Origin of the sequence: Fructobacillus sp. CRL 2054, from assembly GCF_028764065.1 — a bacterium.
Taxonomy (GTDB): domain Bacteria; phylum Bacillota; class Bacilli; order Lactobacillales; family Lactobacillaceae; genus Fructobacillus.
In genome coordinates this window covers 43,522-65,225 of record NZ_JACOFN010000006.1, presented here as the reverse complement: position 1 = coordinate 65,225, position 21,704 = coordinate 43,522, and the positions used below count along the sequence as shown (strand labels likewise).

Sequence of the window (21,704 nt, the reverse complement as noted above, 5' to 3'; positions counted from 1 at the left end):
ATTAATGAAAGTTTTTGCTTACGGAATTCGTGAAGATGAAAAGCCAGCTTTGAAGGATTGGGAATCAAAGAACCCAGATATTGAAGTTGAATACACTGATCAATTGTTGACGCCTGAAACTGCCAAGATGGCAAAGGGTGCCGATTCAGCTGTTGTTTACCAACAATTGGATTACACGAAGGAAACGTTGCAAGCATTGGCTGACGCCGGTGTTAAGAACATGTCACTCCGAAACGTTGGGACTGATAACATCGATTTCGATGCTGCTAAGGAATTGGGATTCAACATCTCAAACGTTCCCGTTTACTCACCAAACGCTATCGCTGAACACTCAATGATTCAATTGTCACGTTTGCTTCGTCGTACAAAGCCAATGGACAACAAGGTTGCCAAGCATGACTTGCGTTGGGCACCAACTATTGGGCGTGAAATGCGCATGCAAACGGTTGGTATCATTGGTACTGGTCACATCGGTCGTGTAGCTATTAACATCTTGAAGGGATTCGGTGCTAAGGTTATCGCTTACGATAAGTTCCCTAACCCTGAATTGCAAAAGGAAGGCTTGTACGTTGATACTTTGGACGAGTTGTACGCCCAAGCTGATGCTATCTCATTGTACGTGCCAGGTGTTCCTGAAAACGACCACATGATTAACAAGGACTCAATTGCCAAGATGAAGGATGGCGTTGTGATTGTTAACGTTGCTCGTGGAAACTTGATGGATATCGATGCCGTTATCGATGGATTGAACTCAGGTAAGATTTCTGACTTCGCAATGGATGTTTACGAAAACGAAGTTGGTTTGTTTAACAAGGACTGGTCAGGTAAGGAATTCCCTGATCCAAAGATCGCTGATTTGATTTCACGCGATAACGTCTTGGTAACGCCACACATCGCCTTCTACACAACGAAGGCCGTTTCAGAAATGGTTCACCAATCATTTGATGCAGCTGTATCATTTGCCAAGGGTGAAACACCAGCTATCGCTGTTAAGTATTAATCATAATAAAAAGCTCCGAGTCTTAGACTTGGGGCTTTTTATTAAGCAAAATAGTTAGTTAGAACTTTTTGTAATAAGTAATTTGTATAAAAGTTATCATAATATTTGTGAATTTAATTTTACTTAGAATTTAATTTTATTCACTTTGTTCATAAATGCCTATTTAAAGGGCAATGTGTTAATTTAAGTAGAATTAAATCGGATGTTTTGGATGTAAAAGTTTGATAAAAATAACACAAAGTATGGTTTATTTAGAACAAACTGTGTTACAATATGTTTACAGAAAGAAATTTGGAGGACGAATTAATGAAAGTTTTTGCTTACGGAATTCGTGAAGATGAAAAGCCAGCTTTGAAGGATTGGGAATCAAAGAACCCAGATATTGAAGTTGAATACACTGATCAATTGTTGACGCCTGAAACTGCCAAGATGGCAAAGGGTGCCGATTCAGCTGTTGTTTACCAACAATTGGATTACACGAAGGAAACGTTGCAAGCATTGGCTGACGCCGGTGTTAAGAACATGTCACTCCGAAACGTTGGGACTGATAACATCGATTTCGATGCTGCTAAGGAATTGGGATTCAACATCTCAAACGTTCCCGTTTACTCACCAAACGCTATCGCTGAACACTCAATGATTCAATTGTCACGTTTGCTTCGTCGTACAAAGCCAATGGACAACAAGGTTGCCAAGCATGACTTGCGTTGGGCACCAACTATTGGGCGTGAAATGCGCATGCAAACGGTTGGTATCATTGGTACTGGTCACATCGGTCGTGTAGCTATTAACATCTTGAAGGGATTCGGTGCTAAGGTTATCGCTTACGATAAGTTCCCTAACCCTGAATTGCAAAAGGAAGGCTTGTACGTTGATACTTTGGACGAGTTGTACGCCCAAGCTGATGCTATCTCATTGTACGTGCCAGGTGTTCCTGAAAACGACCACATGATTAACAAGGACTCAATTGCCAAGATGAAGGATGGCGTTGTGATTGTTAACGTTGCTCGTGGAAACTTGATGGATATCGATGCCGTTATCGATGGATTGAACTCAGGTAAGATTTCTGACTTCGCAATGGATGTTTACGAAAACGAAGTTGGTTTGTTTAACAAGGACTGGTCAGGTAAGGAATTCCCTGATCCAAAGATCGCTGATTTGATTTCACGCGATAACGTCTTGGTAACGCCACACATCGCCTTCTACACAACGAAGGCCGTTTCAGAAATGGTTCACCAATCATTTGATGCAGCTGTATCATTTGCCAAGGGTGAAACACCAGCTATCGCTGTTAAGTATTAATGATTTGAAGAAAGTCCATCTCGGACTTTTCTGAGGGAGAGAAAAATGTCTGAAGTTAAAAAAGAAACAAGTCAGCCATTAGAAATTTTCTCTGGACAAGAAAATTTGCACATTAAGGATTTTTTCTTTAAGGTGCTTTCTGGTTCAGCCATGGGAATTTTGATTGGTGTGCTACCATCAGCTGTTATGAAGTACATCATCCAGTATTCTGGAATGGGTGATACGGCTTGGGGAGCTGATTTCTCAGCCATCTTGACGCTCTTTACGTCAATGATTCCATTCTTAATTGGTATGTCAGTTGCCATGAACTTCAAGATGAAGGTCTTGGATACAGGTGTCGTTGCCTTGGCAACAATGGTTGCGTCAAAGTCTGTTGTCTGGGGTATGGTTAAGGCCGGAACGGTCAATCCTGTTACCCACAAGGTCGTTGCAGCGCCAACGCGTATGTACATGGCTGCCGGTGCCGGTGATGTGATTAACGCCATGATTGTGGCGGCATTGGCTGTCTTTGTTACTTGGTTGGTTGCTCGTTACCTTGGTGGGTTTGGATCAGTTGCCATTATCTTGTCACCAATCTTAGTTGGTGGTGGTGTTGGTTTAATTGGTAAGGAAATCGCCCCAACAGTCGGAAAGTTTACGACTTGGATTGGTGACTTGGTTGAATCATTTACCAAGTTAGCTCCTGTACCAATGGCCATCTTGATTGCCATGGCCTTCGCTGTGATTATCGTGACGCCAATTTCAACGGTTGGAATTGCCTTGGCCATTAACTTGACTGGTATTGGTTCTGGTGCCGCCGCCATGGGTGTTGTGGCAACAACCATTGTTTTGCTCATTAATTCATGGTCAGTGAATAAGAAGGGAACGACAATCGCCATCTTCTTGGGTGCTATGAAGGGAATGATGCCATCTGTCTTTAAGAAGCCTGTAACGCTTCTCCCATTCATGTTTGCTGCTGCCATTGCTGGTATTCCAGTTGCGCTCTTCAACGTGCAAGGAACGGCCATTACAGCCGGATTCGGATACATCGGAATGGTTTCACCATTGCAATCAATGATTAAAGATGCTGCTATTCCATCATCTGTAATGGATAACTTTGTATCACCATTCGTTGCTTTGATTGTTTGGGTCATTGTTCCAATCGTTGCCGGAATTTTGGCACAGTTGGTCTTCTCAAAATGGTTGAAGTTGTATCAACCATCAGATTTCAAGCAAGAACTATAATGAATCAATTAAGAAAAGTCCGCTCACTGAGCGGACTTTTTTGTTATAGTAATACAAACAGAGCTTATTGATTGGAGAAAGAATGTTCTCATCCATGCAAACACTATTACTTCGTTCCGGACGTGTATCTAGAGTACGTCCAGTGCGTTCGTCAGGACGCTCGAACCGTTCATCATACGGCCGTCGCTCTTCCGGCTTTGGAAGCAGTATTGGGCGTTGGATTTCCCGTGCCATTTTTTGGAGTATCGGTTGGCACATTGGTTCTCAGCTGGCTTCTTTCTTTGGCTTTTCAGGTTTGATTCTGATTATCATCGTCGTGGTTTGGCTAGCGAGAAGAAGACGGTAAATAAAAAAGAGCGAACACATTTGTGTCCGCTCTTTTTTGCTATTGAATTTTATATAGACACCAAATCATTTCCGGTTGGAAACGACCGATGACACGTTGATTCTCTTGTAGCTGTTCTTCGGCGTTTTGGCTAAAGATGGCGTACTGATAGTCACCAGTTAGAAAGGCATCGGCTGCTAATGGTTTTGCCGGGACGAAGTCGATATCGAGTTCTAAGGTATTCTCTTTTTCGAAATCTTCGAGAAGGGTTTTAGTTGTTTTATGGCTAACCGCACGGCCGTTTGGCTGAGCAGTATTTTCGACGAGGAGCATTTCCATTGTCGGCGTTGCCCAGGTCTTTTGAATACTAAGTTGTTGCCAGTGGGCGTAGTGTTGGCTAGTCCAGGTATCGCCGTCTGGTCCTTGGTAGCCAACCGGAACTAAGAAATAGTCGCCTGAATACTGGTCAAGATTTTCGTAAATGGAGGCAAAGTCTGGGTGGAGCTTAATTCCATAAGACTGATAGTGAGGGTCTCCATCTTGAAGGTTTTGTGCAGCAAGATTGGAGTCGGTTTCCTTTGGACCAAGGGTATGGATAAGAGGCATAAACGATTCCTTTCTGTTTAATCAGACGTTTTTGAGTGCTTCAATAATTTCTTTGGCAATTTCTTCCGGGGTTTTCTGGTCGACTTTGATAATTAAATCGGCTGTCTTACCGTACTTTTCCTGACGAGATTCCTTTAAGGCAATCAGGTCATCGACGCTTTTATCGGCTAAGATGGGCCGCTTATCCCAGTCTTCGCCAGAGAGGTTGGCGATGGTGGTTTCATCGGATGGCTGTAACCAAATAACCGGACGGTCGTGGTTGATTAAGATTTCTTGGTTAACGGCCTGGCAGGCTGTCCCACCGCCGGTAGCTAAAATGTTTTCGCTATCAAGTTCAGCAATCAATTGGTCTGCCTCAATCTTTCGAAAGGCAGCTTCACCCTGGCTAGAAAAGAATTCGGGGATAGTATGACCGATCCGTTCTTCGATGACAAGGTCTAGATCGGAGAAAGGGATGTTCAATTGTTTGGCAAGTTCACGGCCAACGGTTGTTTTACCGGAGCCCATGAAGCCGATTAAAATTGGATTATTCATGTTCTTTCTCCATTTGAATGCGATCTTTTTGTGTTGCACTTAGTTGGTCAAAAAGTTCTTTTTCCTGACCGTTCTCGATATACTTTTTCAACTTTTGTACTTCTTGTTCAAAGTCAGTAATTTCGGCTAGGACCTGGTTCGGATTTGATAAGAAGATACTAGTCCACATGGTGGGGTCTGCCTTGGCGATTCGGCTGGCATCTAAGAAGCCAGCCGCTGGCTTTCCCCAGTTAACATCGGATTCCCGCTGGTCCTTTGCGACTGTTTCGGCGAGGGCAAAGGCGAGTAGATGGGGTAGGTGGGAAGAGCTGGCCACGATGTGGTCGTGGCTCTTGGCGTCAACCATTCGAAAGTCGAACCGTGCTGCCGAAAGTAAGTCCTCAAAAGTTTGGACCTCTTGCTGACTCGTGTTTTCTTGAATCAGGAAGTAGGTGTGATCAACCAATCGGCCTGGGTTGGCATTTGCCGCACCAGAGAGGTGGGAACCGGCCATGGGGTGCCCAGCCAAGAAGGCGACACCCTTTGTCATCAATGCCTGGGCACTCTTTTCAATTTGAACTTTGGAAGAGCCAACGTCGGTGACGACGGCACCGGACTTTAAATCGAGCTTAGCAAGCTCTTCTAAACGTTGGCAGATGACCGCCACTGGGCTGGCTAAGAAAATCCAGTCGGCCTGTTTGGCACCTTCATCGAAATCAACAGATGCTTCAACGGTGCCAGACTGCATCATTACCTGAAGGTTTTCAGGGTTGGGGTCATGGGCGATGATTTGAACATCGGGCTGACTCTCTTTCATTAATTCTGCAAGGCTAGCGCCGATAAAGCCCAAGCCGTCGATAAAGACTGTGGTCATGTTCTTACTTCCTTAGTAGTTGGTTTAGGTCCTTCGTAAAGTCGGGGTAGGATACCGCCATGCAGTCCTCATCTTGAATGTTGACTGCTTGGTCAGTTAAGAGACTAGCGACTTTTAACGTCATGGCGATGCGGTGATCACCGTATGATTCGAGTTGCTTGTCGGCCACTTCCAATGGCTTTGTCGAACCAGTGATGATGAGGCCGTCCGGCTTTTCTTCAATTTGAATCCCGAGCTTCTTGAATTCGGTTGCAATCGCGGCCAAGCGGTCGGATTCCTTAACGCGTAATTCAGCGGCACCAGAGATGGTAGAAATACCGTTGGCACGGGCTGCTAGGAGGGCCAAGATTGGTACTTCATCGACTAGTGCGGGGATGTCTTCTTCTGTAATGTTGAATGGCTTCAATGGACCGGCTTGAATGGTCAAGTTGGCCATTGGTTCCCCGGCTGTTTCGATGGCGTCAATCGTGAGGTCTGCTCCCATTTCTTCTAGCACCTTGATGATCCCGGTACGGGTAGGATTCATCCCAACGGATTCGATGGTAATCTTTGAACCAGGAACGATGGCACCGGCTACCAGGAAGAAGGCGGCTGATGAGATATCAGAAGGGACGATTACCTCCTGTCCCTTTAGTGGATAACCTGGACGAATGTGGATTTTATCCCCAGTCCGTTCGATACTTTCTGGTGAGAAAAGTGCCAACATTCGTTCGCTATGATCACGGGAAGGAAGGGGTTCTTCGATGACCGTTTCCCCCTTAGCTGTTAAGGCAGCTAATAGAATGGCTGATTTAACCTGGGCCGAAGCCACAGGCAAGCGGTAGTTAATCCCGTGGAGGGCCTGTCCTTTAACCGTCATTGGTAGGTGGCCTTCGGTGGCAGATAACTCTGCTCCCATTTCAGTTAAGGGTGTGATGACACGCCCCATTGGACGCTTTGAAAGTGAAGCATCGCCAACCATATGGCTAGTAAAGTCCTGTCCGGCCAAAAGACCGGCTAGCAAGCGGGTTGAAGTTCCAGAGTTTTGCATGTCGAGATCTGCTGAACTGGCTGACAAACCGTTTAGGCCAACACCGTGCACGATTAATTCGCCATCCTTTTCGTCAACTGTGACACCCATTTGGCGGAAGGCCTGGAGGGTGGCTAAACAATCGTTAGAGCGGAGAAAGTTCTTAACATGGGTATCACCTTCAGCAATGGCGCCGAAGATGATGGAGCGGTGGGAAACGGACTTGTCACCAGGAACTTGAATGCTACCTTGTAAACTTGGATTCGACATAGCGTACTCCTTAGAAGTTCTTCAATTCTTCGCGGTATTCAGCAACCTGCTTCTTCAAACGGTCGATTTGTGAACCGTCGAAGGTTTCGGTAATGGCCTTGGCCAATTCAATGGCCACAACGGATTCGATAACGATTGAAGCAGGGACGATAGCGGTTGTATCAGAACGTTCAACCGTTGCTTTCTTGATTTCCTTGCTGTTAATGTCAGCGGATTGCAATGGCTTGTAGAGGGTTGGAATTGGCTTCATGGCTGCCTTAACAATAACGGGCATACCGTTTGTCATACCCCCTTCGAAACCACCCAAGTGGTCGGAGTTACGAGTGAAGCCCTTGCCTTCTTCCCAGTCGATTTCATCCATGACTTGGGAACCAGGACGAACGGCGTTTTCGAAACCGTCACCGATTTCGCAGCCCTTCATGGCGTTCACGCCGACGACAGAGCCAGCGACTTTGGCATCCAACTTAGTGTCCCAAGATGTGTAGGAACCAAGGCCGGCTGGCAAGTTGGTTGCAACGACACGGATGACACCACCGAGGGTGTCACCATCGCGCTTGGCTTGGTCGATACGGGCGTGTATTTCTTCCACCTTGTTTTGGTCCAAGATGCGAAGGTCGTTTTCTTGGATACCCGCTTCGATGGTGTCAACGTTTGTTGAAAGGTCACCAGCAGCTTGGATACCACCGATTGATTCAACGTGTCCGACAATCTTGACGTCCAAGGCTTCCAAGACTTGCTTACAGATGTTTCCAATGGCCACACGCATGGCTGTTTCACGGGCTGATGAACGTTCTAAGACGTTACGCATGTCGCGGTGACCGTACTTCATACCACCGACGAGGTCGGCGTGACCAGGACGGGGACGTGAAACGGAACGCAAGGTATTTTCAGCGTTGGCTGGTGTGACCGGGTTCATGATCTTTGACCATTGGGCATGGTCACGGTTCCTAATGGTCAAAGCGATTGGTGAGCCCAAGGTTACACCGTGGCGAACACCACCGGTGATGATGACTTGGTCCTTTTCAATCTTTTGACGGTTACCACGACCGTAGCCACCCTGACGGGCCGCCAAGGCGTCGTTAATTTCATCGATGTCAAGGTGAAGGCCGGCGGGGATGCCAGTCAGAATTCCTGAAAGCTCAGGACCGTGTGATTCACCTGCTGTGTAGTAATTGATCATAATGTTTCCTCTTTTTAGTTTGATTAGTTCTTTTGTTTGGATGCTTGGTAGGCCTTTGATTCGTTCATCATGGCCTGCCAAATGGCTTGGTTGTATGGGACAAGTGCTTTGTTCTGGCTGTTCTTGGCAACCTTGTCGAGCACCTTTTGTTCTCGGGATAAATCTTCGACCGCGATGTCGTCTTGCTTCTTGAAGCGGATGACATCTTCGACCGCGTTGAAGCGTTGCTCAGATAAGCGAAGCAACTGCTTATCAATCCGGTCGATTTCCTTGCGGGCGTCCTTTAGTGACTGTGCTTCCTTTGGAAGGAGAGTGTAGACGACAAGGGCGATGGCTAAGGACATGAGGGCCATGGAAGAGTCGGCTAGGTTAATGTTGATGTTTGGATTTTTAATCAAAAGTCCGGTAATGATTGGCACCGTGAAGGAAGCCAGGGAACCGAAGATGAAGAAGGTTCCGGTCATCAACCCCTTGTTCTTAGCAGTTAATGAAAGCAAGCTGTTCAAAGCGATTTGCATCAAACCGCCGGCAGCTGAGAAACCGAAGACAAGGGCGGAGGTGTTAGCCACTGTTTCGTTTGAACTTACTGACAAAGTCACAATGGATAGGAGTGACAGGGTGTTCAACAATAGGAAGAGTTCTTTTTTAATGTTGAATCGGCGCAGGAGCGTCACGACTGTCAGCACTCCCGTGACCGATCCGATACTGTAAAGGGAGAGTAGGAAGTGGGCCACTGACTTGGAGAAGCCAACGCCCGTTGCGTAAATGGTAATCCACTGCGTGAACCAGATCATCACAGCCATTGATGAGAAACCGTAGAGGAGCAAGGATGTCATTAAGACGGCTTTGCGAATTCCATGGAGGGCAACTGATTGGTGGGCTTTCGTTTCGACTTTGGCCTGTTGAATCTTCTTGATTGGTAAGGTCCAAATGTTAATGAAGTTTAGAGCCAGGATGGCGGCAGGCACCATGAAAGAAAGACCGAACCAGAGATTGTTATCAGATAGGTAGAGAACAATCATTGGCAGGATGAACTCACCGGTTGAGATGAAGGCCTTTAGCAAAACCGTGTTCGAGGTACTCTTCTTGGAGATTTCCTCTAGCAGTGGGTAGGTTGCCGAATCCATGGCGGAGTTGGCAATACCGGCCAGAATCGTTAAGCCGTATGCCAAAGTCACCGAAGTGTTAATTGGCGTTAAGACCAAGAACAGGAAGTAAGTGGTAATCCCGATTAGAAGGGAAGTCTTACGGCCAAAGTGGTCGGAGATGAAACCCATTAAAAGGTAGGCAACTAAGCGACCGATTCCAATTCCCGATAGGACGAAGGAAGCAGCAGTTAAAGTGCTGGACCAGTTCTGAGCCAGTTGAAGTAAGTTCTGGGTCAGAATAATCATGCCAAAACCGTGAACCAGGTAGTTGGCGTATAACCCGGCTCGAAGCCGGTTAGTGGCTAGTGCGTTCATTAGCTGTCTCCTTCTAAGGTGTGTTGAATACCGCGCAGGTTATTGATTTCAATTTGACCTGGCGCTGATGCTTGTTCCTTGGTTAGGCAAGCAAAGGTAATGGCTGAGTGAGTGATGTGAGTAGCCACGCGGGTGACAGAACCAAGTTGGCCCATGGCCATAGTAACGATTGGTTCTTTGTACTTGCGTGCGGCCTGCTGACTAAAGGTCATGAGCTGAAGAACATCTTCTGTGGTGTGAGGCATCACGGCGACTTTTAAAACATCGGCCTTGGCTGCCTGCATCTTATTGAAGGTGTTCTCTAGCTGTTCAGTACTTGGTGTGTTGTTAAAGTCGTGGAAGGATGCGATGACAATTTTGTCGAGTTGATGGATGGCTTTGACTGCTTCTTCCACGATGCTTGCATCGCGGTTGATTTCAACGTCGACCATGTCGACGGGGAGTTCGGCCAAGCGCTTCAAGATACGTTCGTAGTCGGCAGGGCGAATCGTTTGTTTGCCACCCTCTTCCTTTGTTCGATAGGTTCCGATAATTGGTGTTTCAGGGAATGCTTGGCGAATGCTAGAAGAGATTTCCACTAGGGTTGCATCGTCTTGCCACTTTTCCAAGAAGTCCAAGCGCCATTCAACGATGTCGGGGTTGGCTTTTTGAATAGTAGGAAGTAACTTTGTGAGTTCATCTGGTGTGACCACCGTAATGGGTAGGGCAACCTTGGCTGCTCCGCGTCCAACTGCAATGTTTCGTGTATAAACTGCTTCTGTCATTTTTCCTTATCCTTTTCTGCCATGGCTTGTTCAACTAAATCGATGGGCATATCTTGTCCCGTCCAGAGTTTGAAGGCGGCCGCTCCTTGTTCAATCATCATGCCGAGCCCGTTGTAAACGTTTTTAACGCCGGCATCCTTGGCAACTTCCATTAACTTTGTTGTGCGTGGTGCGTAAACCGTGTCGTAAATCACGAGGTCTTCTTTCAACCAGCTTGGGTCTTCAACCAGTGACTTACCTTCCAAAGGCTTCATTCCAACACCAGTGGCATCGACGTAAATGTCCGCCCAATTCAGTGCTTCCTTGAAAGCATCTTCGTCTTCTAATGCAAAAGTCGAAGCGACTGCACCAGAGTTTTCGTTAATGCTTTTGGCAATGTCCTCGGCGTTTTCGAAGTGGCCGTCCTTACGGTTAGCGATGCGAATCTCGCTGGCACCTTCAATGGCTGACTGAGCAGCGATTGGAATGCCGGCGCCACCGGCACCAACAACCAACATCTTTTTACCAGCAACATCGTGCCCCTTCTTTTTAAGGTCGTTGACGAAACCGACACCGTCGGTTGTATATCCGGTTAAGACGCCGTCGTCGTTGACCACCGTGTTGACGGCACCAGTCATCTTTGCTGAAATGTCTAACTTATCGAGGTGGGGGATGATGGCCTGCTTGTTTGGCATGGAGACGTTTGATCCGCGCATGTCCAAAGTACGAATGGCTTTGACGCCATCGGCTAGTTGGTCACCGTCAATGTCAAAGGCTAAGTAAGCGTAGTTTAAGTTCAACGCTTCAAAAGCTGTGTTGTGCATGGTTGGTGACATGGAGTGGCGAATGGGGTATGCCATCAAGCCAATTAAAATTGTGTGTCCATCGATTCTTGTCATTTTATCTCCCTCGTAATTTCTCAAATAAAAAAGCCGACTAGGATTGACCTAGCCGGCTAATAAACGAGTTGGAAAGAATTCCGAAATAACATTTATCAATCGCTGACTAGGTGATGCACCTAGTCAGCCAAGTTAAATATGACCTTTACTACCTAGATGCGAACGTGTCGGCACGTCCGCATCTCATCCGGACGTGCTATCTAAAGTAATAAAAGCCGTAGTAACGGTTAATCGTGTTAACGTTGATTGATTTCATGTCCGGAATCCCTTTCCTTAAGTTGATTCTATTAAAACATGGAAATGAAAAGATTGCAAGAAAAAATTAGAGAATATCTCATTTTGATAGCGAATGTTGTTTTATTATTTCAATTTTTTTCGGACTTTATATGTAGAAAAGATACTTTTAGATTTTCGAAGTATTTTTAGAAGTAATCTTAATTAAAATATTCTCATCTTTTTCTTGACAGGTTCATAAATCCCAGTTAAGCTTAGAGCAATTAAATATTCGTCCAAACAAACCAAGGATGTGGAGATCAAGATTGTTGTGCACGCAAAGAGAGTTACCGATGCTGAGAAGGTAACCGAACGCAGGCAGTTAAATGGACCACGGAGGGTTCTGCTGAAAGAGTAATCAAGTACGCGAAACGTCGGGCATACGTCAGTTGCCGGGGATATGTTGGTATCTCGCTAAGGAGGATTTCGAATTCAACCAAGCTTTTTTTAGCTAGGCTCTTTTTCGAATCAATTAAGGTGGCACCGCGGAGAAAATCCGTCCTTAACAAAGCATGAACTGTTTTGTTTTGGACGGATTTTTTAATTTCTAAAAAATTACGCGAGGTGAACTTAGTGGACAATAACCAAATTAATCTAAAGCAAGAAAGCCAAGAGAATCCCAATCCCATCCTTCTTGTAAAAATCGAAGGGGCTGTCTATCAGCCTGATGTCATTATTCAGCAGTTGGCGCCAGAAGGGCAGCCAGCCATGGTCTTTGAAAAGGAGAACGTTTCAACACTAGTATTAAAGCCAAAAGAAATTCTGACTGCTCGACAGGGCAGGCTAATCAGAAAGAATACAGCCGGTGAGTTAATCGAAGAGGTTAGCCAGCCAGTTGAGTATCTAAAAAAGATTTACCAAGAAAATCAGCAAAGCTTTGATAAGACAAATGGTCAGCCAGACTTTCAAACCGGATTAATCGGTTACTTCTCCTATGACTTCGCCCGTTACGCTGATGAAGTTCGGTTGAAGGAAGTAGACGACCAGTTAGGGTTGGAGGACTTCGATCTCTTCTTGACGGACATCGTGGTGAACTTTGATCGAAATCAAGGAACCTTATACGTTAGCCAGGAGGTTAAATCAACGGACTCCAAAGAACAGGAAAATCAGCAAGCAGAATTGTTAGCTTATGGCCAGCAACTTCAAAGAATTTCATCCGAAGGTTTCAAACAGAATCATCAAGAAAAGGAAAAGTTGAATTTTACTCACCAATTTATCGTTTCTGAATTTGACCAACGGGTGAAAAAAGCCCAGGAACACATTGTGCAGGGTGATATCTTCCAGTTGATTCTATCGAATCCATTAACGGCGAAGAATGAGAAGCAAGACTTATTACTGAATCAGGTTGAAAATTCACGGTTGCAAGCAAAGAGTCCTTACCACGCTTACTTCCAAGATGGCGACTTCGCCTTTCTATCAGCCTCTCCGGAAACGCTAATTAAGAAAACCGGTGAGCAACTCTTCTCCTATCCATTGGCCGGTACGCGCAGGCGTGGGAAAGATGCCGAAGAAGAAGCGCGTTTTGAAAAGGAACTCCGAACGAGCGTGAAGGAACAGGCCGAACACAACATGTTGATTGACCTTGGCCGAAATGATTTGGGGCGGATTTCCAAGTTTGGGACAGTCGAAGTCACGGCCTATCAGAACTTATTGAAGTTTCCAAACGTGATGCACCTTGGTTCCGTTGTGGAAAGTCAGGCTTTGCCGGACTTAAATCCAATCGATGCCATCTTGGCAACTTTGCCAGCTGGAACCTTGTCTGGTGCACCTAAGATTTCAGCCATGACTATTATTAATGAGTTGGAAGGGCGCAAGCGCGGTTTGTACGGGGGCGGAATCGGAATGGTTGGCTTCGACGGCGACTTTGATCTCTGTATCGGCATTCGAACAGCCTATCAGAAGAAAGACCAATTAGTTTTGCATTCGGGTGCCGGCATTGTGGCCGATTCCGATGCGAAAGAAGAATATCAGGAATTTACCAACAAGGGTGCCTTGTTGATGAATTTGTTGAAGGGAGAGGCCGATGTTGCTGTTGATTGATAACTACGATTCGTTTACCTATAACCTCTATCAAGAAATCGGGAAGTTAACCGAGCAAGAAATTCGTGTCGTGAAAAACGATCAGGTAACGGAAGCTGATTTGAATAATCCTGAAGTAACGGGATTGATTCTATCGCCTGGGCCAGGGAGTCCTGAAAAGGCTGGTCGCATGAACGAGATGCTGGAAAAGGCTATTGGCCAGATGCCAGTCCTTGGGATTTGCCTAGGACACCAGGCCATCGGCCAGGTCTATGGCGGCAAGATAAGCTTGGCACCTTTGATGCATGGCCGGACGTCGATGGTTACAGTCGAATCGAAGGATGGGCAGACAAGCGGTATTTTTGCAGACTGCCCGGAGGAGTTTGTCGTCGGGCGTTACCATTCATTAATGATTGACCCAGAGACTTTACCAGATAATTTAGCGGTGACTGCTACTGCAGCGGACGGGACCATTCAAGCTGTCGCAGATGAAGAAAACCGGGTGTACGGACTAGAGTTCCACCCCGAATCCATCATGACCGACCAGGTCGTTGCAAAACAAATTTTTGAAAACTTTATTCAAATGACGGAGCGTACAAAATGATTACAACACTCAATGAAAAACTACAAAAGGGGCAGGACCTGTCCTTTGAAGAAAGCGAACAGGCGATTCAGGCCATTATGTCTGGCCAGGAAAGCGAAGTCGATATGGCGACTTTTCTAACGGCTTTAGCCGAAAAGGGTGAACAGCCGGTTGAAATCGCCGGGGCAGCTAATGCCATGCGAAAGATGGCGAAGCCTTTTACTAAGGTGGAAGGCGCTGTTGATATCGTTGGGACGGGTGGTGACCACTCGAATTCCTTCAACATCTCATCGACAACTTCTCTCGTATTGGCTAGCCTAGGTTACAACGTGGTCAAGCACGGTAACCGGGCGGCAACGTCTAAGTCCGGTGCCGCTGATGTATTGGAAGCCTTGGGAATTAATATTCATCAAGACCAATCAGCCAGTGAAGCCATGTTGAAAAAGCACCACTTTACCTTCCTTTTTGCACAGGATTACCATCCTGTCATGAAAGTGGTGGCACCGGTTCGATCCAGCTTAGAACGCCGAACAATCTTTAACTTGCTGGGACCTCTAGCTAACCCAGCTCGACCAGACAGCATGGTTCTCGGTGTAGCGGACGAAAAGCTCCTCCGCCCTCTGGCTGAAGTGTTGAAGGAGTTGGGGATGCAGCGGGCCAACGTTATCTTTGGAACGGACGGCTTGGATGAATCCTCCATCTCAGCGCCAACAAAGTTGTTGACGGTGCGAGACGGTCAGATTGACGAGCAAACGATTCAACCGGAAGACTTTGGATTAGAACGAGCCGATAAGGAAGAAATTATTGGTGGTACCGCTGCAGAAAACGCCGATATTACGTTATCGATTTTGAACGGTGAGCGTGGAGCCCGTCGCGATATTGTTGTCTTGAACGCCGGAATTGCGGTGAACGCAGCTAATCCAGAGTATTCAATTGAAGAAGGAATTCGCCAGGCAGAAGAAGCCATTGATTCCGGCGAGACTTTGGAATTGCTGAAGCGGATTGCAGAAGGAAACTAAGCTGATGATTTTAGACGATTTAGTAGCCGCAACGAAGAAGCGGATTGCAAAAGAAAAGCTGGAAAAGTCCGAAGAAGAGATGAAGGCAGCCATCGGTCCTGTGGATAAGAATGCACCGGAAGCCATTTATCAACAGTTTTTGCAGCCAGGCGCTCATATCATTGCTGAAGTGAAGAAGGCTTCACCATCAAAGGGTTTGATCGCCCAGAACTTTGACTACCAGGCGATTGCCAAGAGCTACGAAGAGGCTGGAGCGACGGCCATTTCTGTTTTGACTGAACCCGATTACTTCTTGGGGCAGCTTTCCTACTTGAACGAAATTGCAGCAAAGAATTCCCGTCCCATCTTACGGAAGGACTTCGTGGTCGACCCCTACATGATTTACCAGGCCAAAGTCGCTGGGGCGGGGATGGTGCTCTTGATTGTGGCCATTCTTAATCAAGAAGAATTGGAATCTTATCTGCAACTTGCCCATTCCTTAGGACTGGCTGTTTTAGTCGAAGCACATGATGAAGAAGAAATTGAACGGGCTTTGGCTGCTGGTGCCCGAATGATTGGTGTTAACAATCGAAACTTGAAGAACTTCACGGTTTCCTTTGATAACGCGAAGAACCTTCGTCACCTAGTTCCTGAAAATGTTGCGTTCATCGCTGAAAGCGGTGTTTCAGAACCCGAAGAGGTACAGCGACTGGCTGAACTGGGTGTGAACGGTGTTTTAATTGGCGAGGCCTTAATGAAGTCGACTAATAAGAAGGACTTTATTGAACGAACGAAGGGCGGAAAGGCCAATGACCAAGATTAAAATTTGTGGCTTGATGACTTCAGCTGATGCTCAATTGGTTAGCCAGGCTGGCGTTGATTATGCTGGTGTAGTCTTTGCAGAAGGACGGCACCAGGTTGATGAGGCAGCTGCGAAATTGATTCGACGGGAACTGTCAGATGAGATTCCCTTAGTTGGTGTATTCACGGATAGTCCGGTGGAAGAAATCATTGATTTATATAAGAAAGAAATCATTCAGATTGCCCAGTTGCACGGTCCAAGAAATCAAGAAGAAGTTTCCACTTTGAAGGAAGTAGGAATTCCAACGATTGGCGTTGCCCTGGGGGATGACCTGGAAGAACAACTAGCGGCTTATACAGGGGTTGGATACCTGATGGTCGATTCTGGAAAAGGTTCTGGAAAGACTCTCGACTGGCAGATGCTCCCGAAGAATTTTGAAGAACCAATCTTCTTAGCCGGAGGTTTAAGAAGAGATAACCTAAAAGAAGCGATTGAAACCGTTCAGCCCTACGCCGTTGACATTAGTTCGGGTAGTGAGACGAACGGGAAAAAAGATTTAGAAAAGATAAAGCAATTGGTGGCCATTGCTCACCAAAAAGGAGTATATGATGACAAATGAAAACGCGAAGGGCCGTTTTGGCCGCTTCGGTGGACAGTACGTTCCCGAAACCTTGATGCCTGAATTGAATAAGATGGCAGCTGCTTATGAAGAAGCGAAGAAGGATCCAGAATTCCAAAAGGAATACGCCGATTTGTTGGCTAACTATGCGAATCGTCCATCGATTCTTTACTACGCAAAGAACATGACCGAAGACCTGGGCGGTGCTCAAGTTTATCTGAAGCGTGAAGACTTAAACCATACCGGTGCCCACAAGATTAACAACGTAATTGGTCAGGTGCTCTTGGCTAAGCGCATGGGGAAGAAGCGCTTAATTGCCGAAACCGGCGCCGGACAACACGGTGTGGCGACAGCAACGATTGCGGCGCTCTTCGGCCTAGAATGTGAAGTCTTCATGGGAAAGGAAGATACAGACCGCCAGCAGCTGAACGTTTACCGTATGGAGTTACTTGGTGCCAAAGTCCACCCCGTGACATCCGGAACAATGACTCTGAAAGACGCAGTGAACGCGGCCTTGCAGGATTTTGCAGCCCATCCAGAAGAAACTTTCTACGTCATGGGATCGGCCACTGGCCCTCACCCATATCCAATGATGGTCCGTGATTTCCAATCAATCATCTCAGAAGAATCGAAAGCGCAAATCCTGAAGAAAACGGGAAAGTTACCTGATACGATTGTTGCCTGTGTTGGTGGTGGATCTAATGCTATTGGCTCCTTTGCTAACTTTATCGACGATGAAGGCGTGCAGCTGATTGGTGTGGAAGCGGCTGGAAAGGGCTTGCACAGTCAGGATACGGCCGCGACTTTGGAATTGGGACAAGTCGGTGTCTTCCACGGTATGAAGTCTGTCTTCTTACAAAACAAGTCGGGACAGATTAATCCGGTTTATTCAATTTCTGCCGGTTTGGACTACCCTGGTGTTGGACCAGAACACGCGGCCCTGGCTGAAACTAAGCGAGCAGAGTACGTCGGCATTACTGACGATGAAGCCGTTGCGGCCTTTGAATACATTGCCAAGCAAGAGGGAATCGTTGCTGCCATGGAAAGTTGCCACGCCATTGCCTACGTGCAAAAGTTGGCGCCAACCATGTCCAAGGACCAAGTAATTATCTGTACGGTTTCTGGTCGAGGTGACAAGGACGTTGCCGCGGTTGCTAAGTATCAAGGAGTTGAAATCAATGAGTAAAATACAAGACGCCCTCATGGGTAAGAAAAACTTTGTGGCCTTCGTGACGGCTAATGACCCCGATTTGGAGGCAACGGTTGAGAACGTGGTTGCCTTGGCAAAGGGTGGCGCGGATTTAGTTGAAATCGGCATTCCTTTTTCGGATCCGGTTGCCGACGGGCCGGTGATTCAGGCCGCCGATGTGCGTGCTTTGAAAGATCCAGATTTGCCAATTGAAAGAATCTTTGAAGCGGTTGGAAAAGTCCGTGAGAAAACCGATGTGCCCTTGGCTTTCCTGGTTTACTTCAATATTATTGTTCAGTACGGCTACGAACGCTTTGCCGCCGATTGTGCTAAGTACGGCATTGATGGCTTAATTATTCCGGATTTGCCAACGGAAGAGCAGGGAGAACTGCGACCATACACGGACGAAGAAAACATTGATTTGATTTCACTGGTGACCACTAATTCAGGTGAAAGAATTCCAATGATTGTCGAAAAGGCCCAGGGATTTGTTTACTTGGTTTCATCGCTTGGTGTCACTGGAGAACGTACGACTTTTGCAAAGAACTTGAAGGAAGTTGTGAGGGATGTGAAGCGGAATACGGAATTGCCCGTCTTTATTGGTTTTGGAATTCATAGTCCTGAACAAGCCAAGGAGATGGCAGCGATTGCCGATGGTGTCATTGTTGGTTCAGCATGTGTCGCCATCTGTGAGCAGTATGGTAAGGAAGCTGCGCCACATTTGGAAGCCTATGCCAAGGAAATGGTAGCTGCTATCCGTGGGTAAAAGAAGTGGGAATAACTGATTATTAAAAATAAATGATAATTTTCTATTGACTATCTCATTTAACGGTCTTATACTAATAAAAAAACAAAGGAGAAAGATTATGTTGAAATCAAATGTGAAGCAGACGAACCGTCAATTGAACATTATTGCAGCCATTATTATCACTTGATAATGCTGGCTACTTTTTACAATGCCAGTAGTTAAGATATTACTGGCGGATTTCTTCAATCTTTTTCGATTAGACGCCAGTGATGGCGTCTTTTTTATTTGAATAATACAGACTAACAATCAAAAGGAGAATTACCATGACAAAGACAGAATTGACAGCAGCAGAAAAGAACTTGGCTAACGCCCTTTACGAAGCATTCAAGACAGGCAAGGCCCTGGATGTTGCTGAGTGGCAAGACGTCGTCAAAGAAGACGACCGTTCATACTTGGTTCAAGATGAATTGTTGCGCTTGAAGAATGAAGACGTGGCCGGTTACAAGGTTTCCTTGACTAGTGAAGAAACGCAAAATATGTTTGATTCAAACGAACCCCTCTATGGTGCCCAAACTGGTTCACACTTTGTGAAGTCACCAGCGACTTTGAGTTTGTCAAAGGATTTGATGGATCCTTTGGCCGAAGTGGAATTGGTCTTCAAGGCCAAGGAAGATTTGAGCACTGATGATTCATTGGAGGACTTGGCCAAGAAGACGACGGTTGCTTCAGGTGTCGAAGTGCCTGACTGCCGTTTCTTGGACTGGTTCCCAACTTTGCCTAAGTACTTGGTGATGGCGGATGCTGCCGTTGGTGGCTTCGTCGTCTACGGTGAAGAAAAGGAAACGGCCAGCTTCAAGTTGGACGACCTTGCCCAGGTGACAACGACTCTTGAACACGACGGCGAAGAAGTGGCGACCGGTGCTTCAAGCGAAGTACTTGGTAACCCATTGAATTCTTTGCAGTGGTTGGTCAAGAAGTTGGCGAGTCAGGGCAAGACTTTGAAAGCCGGACAACGCGTCTCTGCCGGAACTTTCTTACTTCCTCCAAAGTTGACGGAAGGTACTTGGAAGGCCAGCTTTAACCATGGCTTCTCAGACGTCGAAGTTCGGGTGACAAAGTAAAAGGAAAAGCGCTCAAGTTAATTAGCTTGAGCGCTTTTTTTTAGAAGATTAAGTTCAATCCAAAGTAGATAATGACAATTCCTAGTAGTGGGGATAGGAACTTGTTTAGTTTCTTTTGATCGAAAAGTCGGAGAACGAGTGGGGTCAAAATCGATCCAATGATACCACCAATCATTAAGAAGAGACCGGCAGTCCAAGAAATTGGGGAACCGGCAACCAAATGGCTGATTAAACCAACAACGGCCAATACCCAAAGAATGTAGGTTGTGGTACCGGTTGCCTTAACAGCTGGCAGTCCAATAATGGAAAGACCGGCAACGGTGGCAGATCCTCCGGAAAGGCCACCGAACCCAACCATTATACCAGAAATGAAACCAAAGATGAGGGCAACCTTTGAATTCTTGGAAGGTTCCTTCTTTTTCTTCTTCGCAAAGACGTTCTTGTACAAAACGATGCAGCCCATCACGGTTAGTAGGATTCCAACAGCTCGTTGGTAAATGTGAGCGGGGATGAAGCGGGAGAGATAGGTTCCAATCAAGATACCGGGGATGGCTGCCAAAATCAAGCGGTTACCGATTCGAACCTCCACGTTTTTTAATTTGAGTTGGGTTAGGAAGCCAGAAAGGAGGGCGAAAACCGCAATAAAGAGTGAGGTTGGCACGGCCATTTCAGTTGACATGGCCATTGATGAGGTTAAGACACCAAGGTAAAAAGTCGCGCCGCCACCACCAATTAAGGTGACAAAGCAACCAATGATGAATCCGTAAAGAACGATGAGCATGATGATTTCCTTTTATTGATAATGATTTGTTAAATATTTAAAAAGAAAGGGTGATTATCGAATATTTAACGCAATGTTTTCATTATATATTTTGTCTGGAAAAAATTCTGATAAATTTAATGAAAAACTATCTGGAATTAAAAAGAAGAGACCAGAAAACGGTCTCTTCTTAGCTAGTGTGATAGTTGGAAAATCAAAGCATTTGAAACATGACTTAATTTGATAAAATGTGAAATTTTAAGGAAGAAATTTTAAGCAAACGATGATGAATAATCTTAAAATCTCGAATGGGACTAAACGAGTTAGCTCACTATTATTTGTAATCGAATGAAAATAGAATAGGAATTTAAGACAGTAACACTTGGAGTTTCTATCACAGGCTCTAGCAAGGTTATTGTAGCACATATTTTAAAATATTATTAATTATTTTAAATATTATACATAATATCAAAAAATGTATGAAAAGTTTAAGTTTAAATAGAAAAAACCAGCAAAAGCTGGCTTTCCATTTTTAATCATCATTCTTCGCTGCTTCACGTAACCAAGGCTGTTCGTTTTCTTCATTAATAGTTAGCACACGCTCCAAGGTATCTTGTGCGGCGGGCACAAACATCTTTGGACGGGGGTTAACGGGAACGAATTCAACGGACAAGGTTTCGGTACCGTCGGCCTTTAAGTGGTCGGCAGTTGCGCCTTCAACAAGCTTGACTTCAAAGCCCATTGAGATGGTTTCCTGAGCATCACCCCAAGAGTTCTTTGGGTTGACGTGGGTTGCCATTCCAAGCATTCGGACAACTTCAACGTCCAGGTTCGTTTCTTCCTTGAATTCACGGACAACGGCTTGCATTGGTGAGTCACCATATTCGAGGAAGCCACCGGGGAATCCATATCCAACTGCTGAATCGCCACGCTTTTCTAAGAGAATGGCATCGTGTGCTTCGTTCCAGAGCACGCCGAAAGCGGAGTTGAAAATCATGCCTTCGTGTCCGACTTTGGCACGCATACGAGCGATATAATTTTGTTCCATGGTTTTGTCCTTTCAATGGTACAATTTTTAATCTTCCAGTATCATAACGCGGATTTTTATAAGAAACAACTGAGAGCATAAAGTCCTTTCAGGGTCCGTGTTACAATGAAAGAAGTAAATCTAACAAGTAGGTGAA

General features: G+C 45.9%; 22 protein-coding genes. 12 read left to right on the top strand and 10 right to left on the bottom strand.

Going from position 1 to position 21,704, the window contains the following annotated elements:
• Positions 1 to 4 precede the first annotated feature (4 nt).
• The 4 genes from H7198_RS03920 (at position 5) to H7198_RS03905 (ending at position 3,872) form a co-directional block, all read left to right on the top strand.
• Positions 5 to 1,000 carry a D-2-hydroxyacid dehydrogenase gene (locus H7198_RS03920; protein WP_274458478.1) on the top strand — a complete coding sequence of 332 codons (996 nt, stop codon included), beginning with the start codon at positions 5 to 7 and terminating at the stop codon, positions 998 to 1,000.
• A gap of 306 nt (positions 1,001 to 1,306) precedes the next feature.
• A complete protein-coding gene (locus tag H7198_RS03915; RefSeq protein WP_274458478.1) occupies positions 1,307 to 2,302 on the top strand; it encodes a D-2-hydroxyacid dehydrogenase in 996 nt (331 codons plus the stop codon).
• 45 nt (positions 2,303 to 2,347) lie between these two features.
• Positions 2,348 to 3,526, top strand: coding sequence for a PTS sugar transporter subunit IIC (locus H7198_RS03910; RefSeq protein WP_274458477.1), 1,179 nt, complete (start codon positions 2,348 to 2,350; stop codon positions 3,524 to 3,526).
• 94 nt (positions 3,527 to 3,620) lie between these two features.
• Positions 3,621 to 3,872 carry a hypothetical protein gene (locus H7198_RS03905; RefSeq protein WP_274458476.1) on the top strand — a complete coding sequence of 84 codons (252 nt, stop codon included), beginning with the start codon at positions 3,621 to 3,623 and terminating at the stop codon, positions 3,870 to 3,872.
• 39 nt (positions 3,873 to 3,911) lie between these two features.
• Here the strand turns inward: H7198_RS03905 and H7198_RS03900 are convergent, their stop codons facing one another.
• Genes H7198_RS03900 through aroE form a run of 8 tightly spaced genes read right to left on the bottom strand, consistent with a single transcriptional unit; the run spans position 3,912 to position 11,408 of the window.
• Positions 3,912 to 4,457, bottom strand: coding sequence for a hypothetical protein (locus tag H7198_RS03900; RefSeq protein ID WP_274458475.1), 546 nt, complete (start codon positions 4,455 to 4,457; stop codon positions 3,912 to 3,914).
• A 21-nt stretch (positions 4,458 to 4,478) separates the two neighbouring features.
• Entirely contained in the window at positions 4,479 to 4,991 is a 513-nt protein-coding gene (locus H7198_RS03895) for a shikimate kinase (protein ID WP_274458474.1), read from the bottom strand.
• Positions 4,984 to 5,844, bottom strand: a complete 861-nt coding sequence (locus H7198_RS03890; protein ID WP_274458473.1) for a prephenate dehydrogenase — start codon at positions 5,842 to 5,844, stop codon at positions 4,984 to 4,986. Before H7198_RS03890 ends, H7198_RS03895 begins: the two co-directional genes overlap by 8 nt.
• Positions 5,845 to 5,848: 4 nt before the next feature.
• Positions 5,849 to 7,123 carry a 3-phosphoshikimate 1-carboxyvinyltransferase gene (aroA, locus tag H7198_RS03885; protein ID WP_274458472.1) on the bottom strand — a complete coding sequence of 425 codons (1,275 nt, stop codon included), beginning with the start codon at positions 7,121 to 7,123 and terminating at the stop codon, positions 5,849 to 5,851.
• A gap of 10 nt (positions 7,124 to 7,133) precedes the next feature.
• Complete coding sequence (gene aroC, locus H7198_RS03880) at positions 7,134 to 8,303, bottom strand: chorismate synthase (protein ID WP_274458471.1); 1,170 nt, start codon at positions 8,301 to 8,303, stop codon at positions 7,134 to 7,136.
• Positions 8,304 to 8,326: 23 nt separating this feature from the next.
• Positions 8,327 to 9,766, bottom strand: coding sequence for an MFS transporter (locus H7198_RS03875; protein WP_274458470.1), 1,440 nt, complete (start codon positions 9,764 to 9,766; stop codon positions 8,327 to 8,329).
• Positions 9,766 to 10,530: a type I 3-dehydroquinate dehydratase gene (gene aroD, locus H7198_RS03870; protein WP_274458469.1), complete on the bottom strand. Its 765-nt coding sequence runs from the start codon at positions 10,528 to 10,530 to the stop codon at positions 9,766 to 9,768. The genes H7198_RS03875 and aroD overlap by 1 nt, the downstream gene beginning before the upstream one ends.
• Positions 10,527 to 11,408, bottom strand: a complete 882-nt coding sequence (gene aroE / locus H7198_RS03865) for a shikimate dehydrogenase (RefSeq protein ID WP_274458468.1) — start codon at positions 11,406 to 11,408, stop codon at positions 10,527 to 10,529. The genes aroD and aroE overlap by 4 nt, the downstream gene beginning before the upstream one ends.
• A gap of 846 nt (positions 11,409 to 12,254) precedes the next feature.
• Between aroE and H7198_RS03860 the strand changes: the two genes are divergently transcribed.
• The 8 genes from H7198_RS03860 to H7198_RS03825 all read left to right on the top strand — a co-directional run bounded on the left by H7198_RS03860 (position 12,255) and on the right by H7198_RS03825 (position 19,760).
• Complete coding sequence (locus H7198_RS03860) at positions 12,255 to 13,721, top strand: anthranilate synthase component I family protein (RefSeq protein WP_274458466.1); 1,467 nt, start codon at positions 12,255 to 12,257, stop codon at positions 13,719 to 13,721.
• A complete protein-coding gene (locus tag H7198_RS03855; RefSeq protein WP_274458465.1) occupies positions 13,705 to 14,304 on the top strand; it encodes an anthranilate synthase component II in 600 nt (199 codons plus the stop codon). The genes H7198_RS03860 and H7198_RS03855 overlap by 17 nt, the downstream gene beginning before the upstream one ends.
• On the top strand, positions 14,301 to 15,302 hold the full coding sequence (gene trpD, locus H7198_RS03850) for an anthranilate phosphoribosyltransferase (protein WP_274458464.1): 1,002 nt from the start codon (positions 14,301 to 14,303) through the stop codon (positions 15,300 to 15,302). The genes H7198_RS03855 and trpD overlap by 4 nt, the downstream gene beginning before the upstream one ends.
• Before the next feature lie 4 nt (positions 15,303 to 15,306).
• The gene (gene trpC / locus H7198_RS03845) at positions 15,307 to 16,104 is read left to right on the top strand and encodes an indole-3-glycerol phosphate synthase TrpC (protein WP_274458463.1); all 798 of its coding nucleotides are present in this window, start codon (positions 15,307 to 15,309) and stop codon (positions 16,102 to 16,104) included.
• Positions 16,091 to 16,702, top strand: a complete 612-nt coding sequence (locus tag H7198_RS03840) for a phosphoribosylanthranilate isomerase (protein WP_274458462.1) — start codon at positions 16,091 to 16,093, stop codon at positions 16,700 to 16,702. The genes trpC and H7198_RS03840 overlap by 14 nt, the downstream gene beginning before the upstream one ends.
• Positions 16,692 to 17,888 (top strand): tryptophan synthase subunit beta, encoded by a 1,197-nt coding sequence (trpB, locus tag H7198_RS03835; protein WP_441316742.1) that lies wholly within the window; start codon positions 16,692 to 16,694, stop codon positions 17,886 to 17,888. The genes H7198_RS03840 and trpB overlap by 11 nt, the downstream gene beginning before the upstream one ends.
• Positions 17,881 to 18,657 carry a tryptophan synthase subunit alpha gene (gene trpA, locus H7198_RS03830; protein WP_274458460.1) on the top strand — a complete coding sequence of 259 codons (777 nt, stop codon included), beginning with the start codon at positions 17,881 to 17,883 and terminating at the stop codon, positions 18,655 to 18,657. Before trpB ends, trpA begins: the two co-directional genes overlap by 8 nt.
• A 305-nt stretch (positions 18,658 to 18,962) precedes the next feature.
• Positions 18,963 to 19,760 carry a 2-keto-4-pentenoate hydratase gene (locus H7198_RS03825; RefSeq protein WP_274458459.1) on the top strand — a complete coding sequence of 266 codons (798 nt, stop codon included), beginning with the start codon at positions 18,963 to 18,965 and terminating at the stop codon, positions 19,758 to 19,760.
• Positions 19,761 to 19,800: 40 nt separating this feature from the next.
• On the opposite strand, the gene H7198_RS03820 is transcribed toward H7198_RS03825, so the two are convergent.
• Entirely contained in the window at positions 19,801 to 20,541 is a 741-nt protein-coding gene (locus H7198_RS03820) for a sulfite exporter TauE/SafE family protein (RefSeq protein WP_274458458.1), read from the bottom strand.
• 511 nt (positions 20,542 to 21,052) lie between these two features.
• Positions 21,053 to 21,568, bottom strand: a complete 516-nt coding sequence (locus H7198_RS03815; protein WP_091502367.1) for an NUDIX domain-containing protein — start codon at positions 21,566 to 21,568, stop codon at positions 21,053 to 21,055.
• Positions 21,569 to 21,704 lie beyond the last annotated feature (136 nt).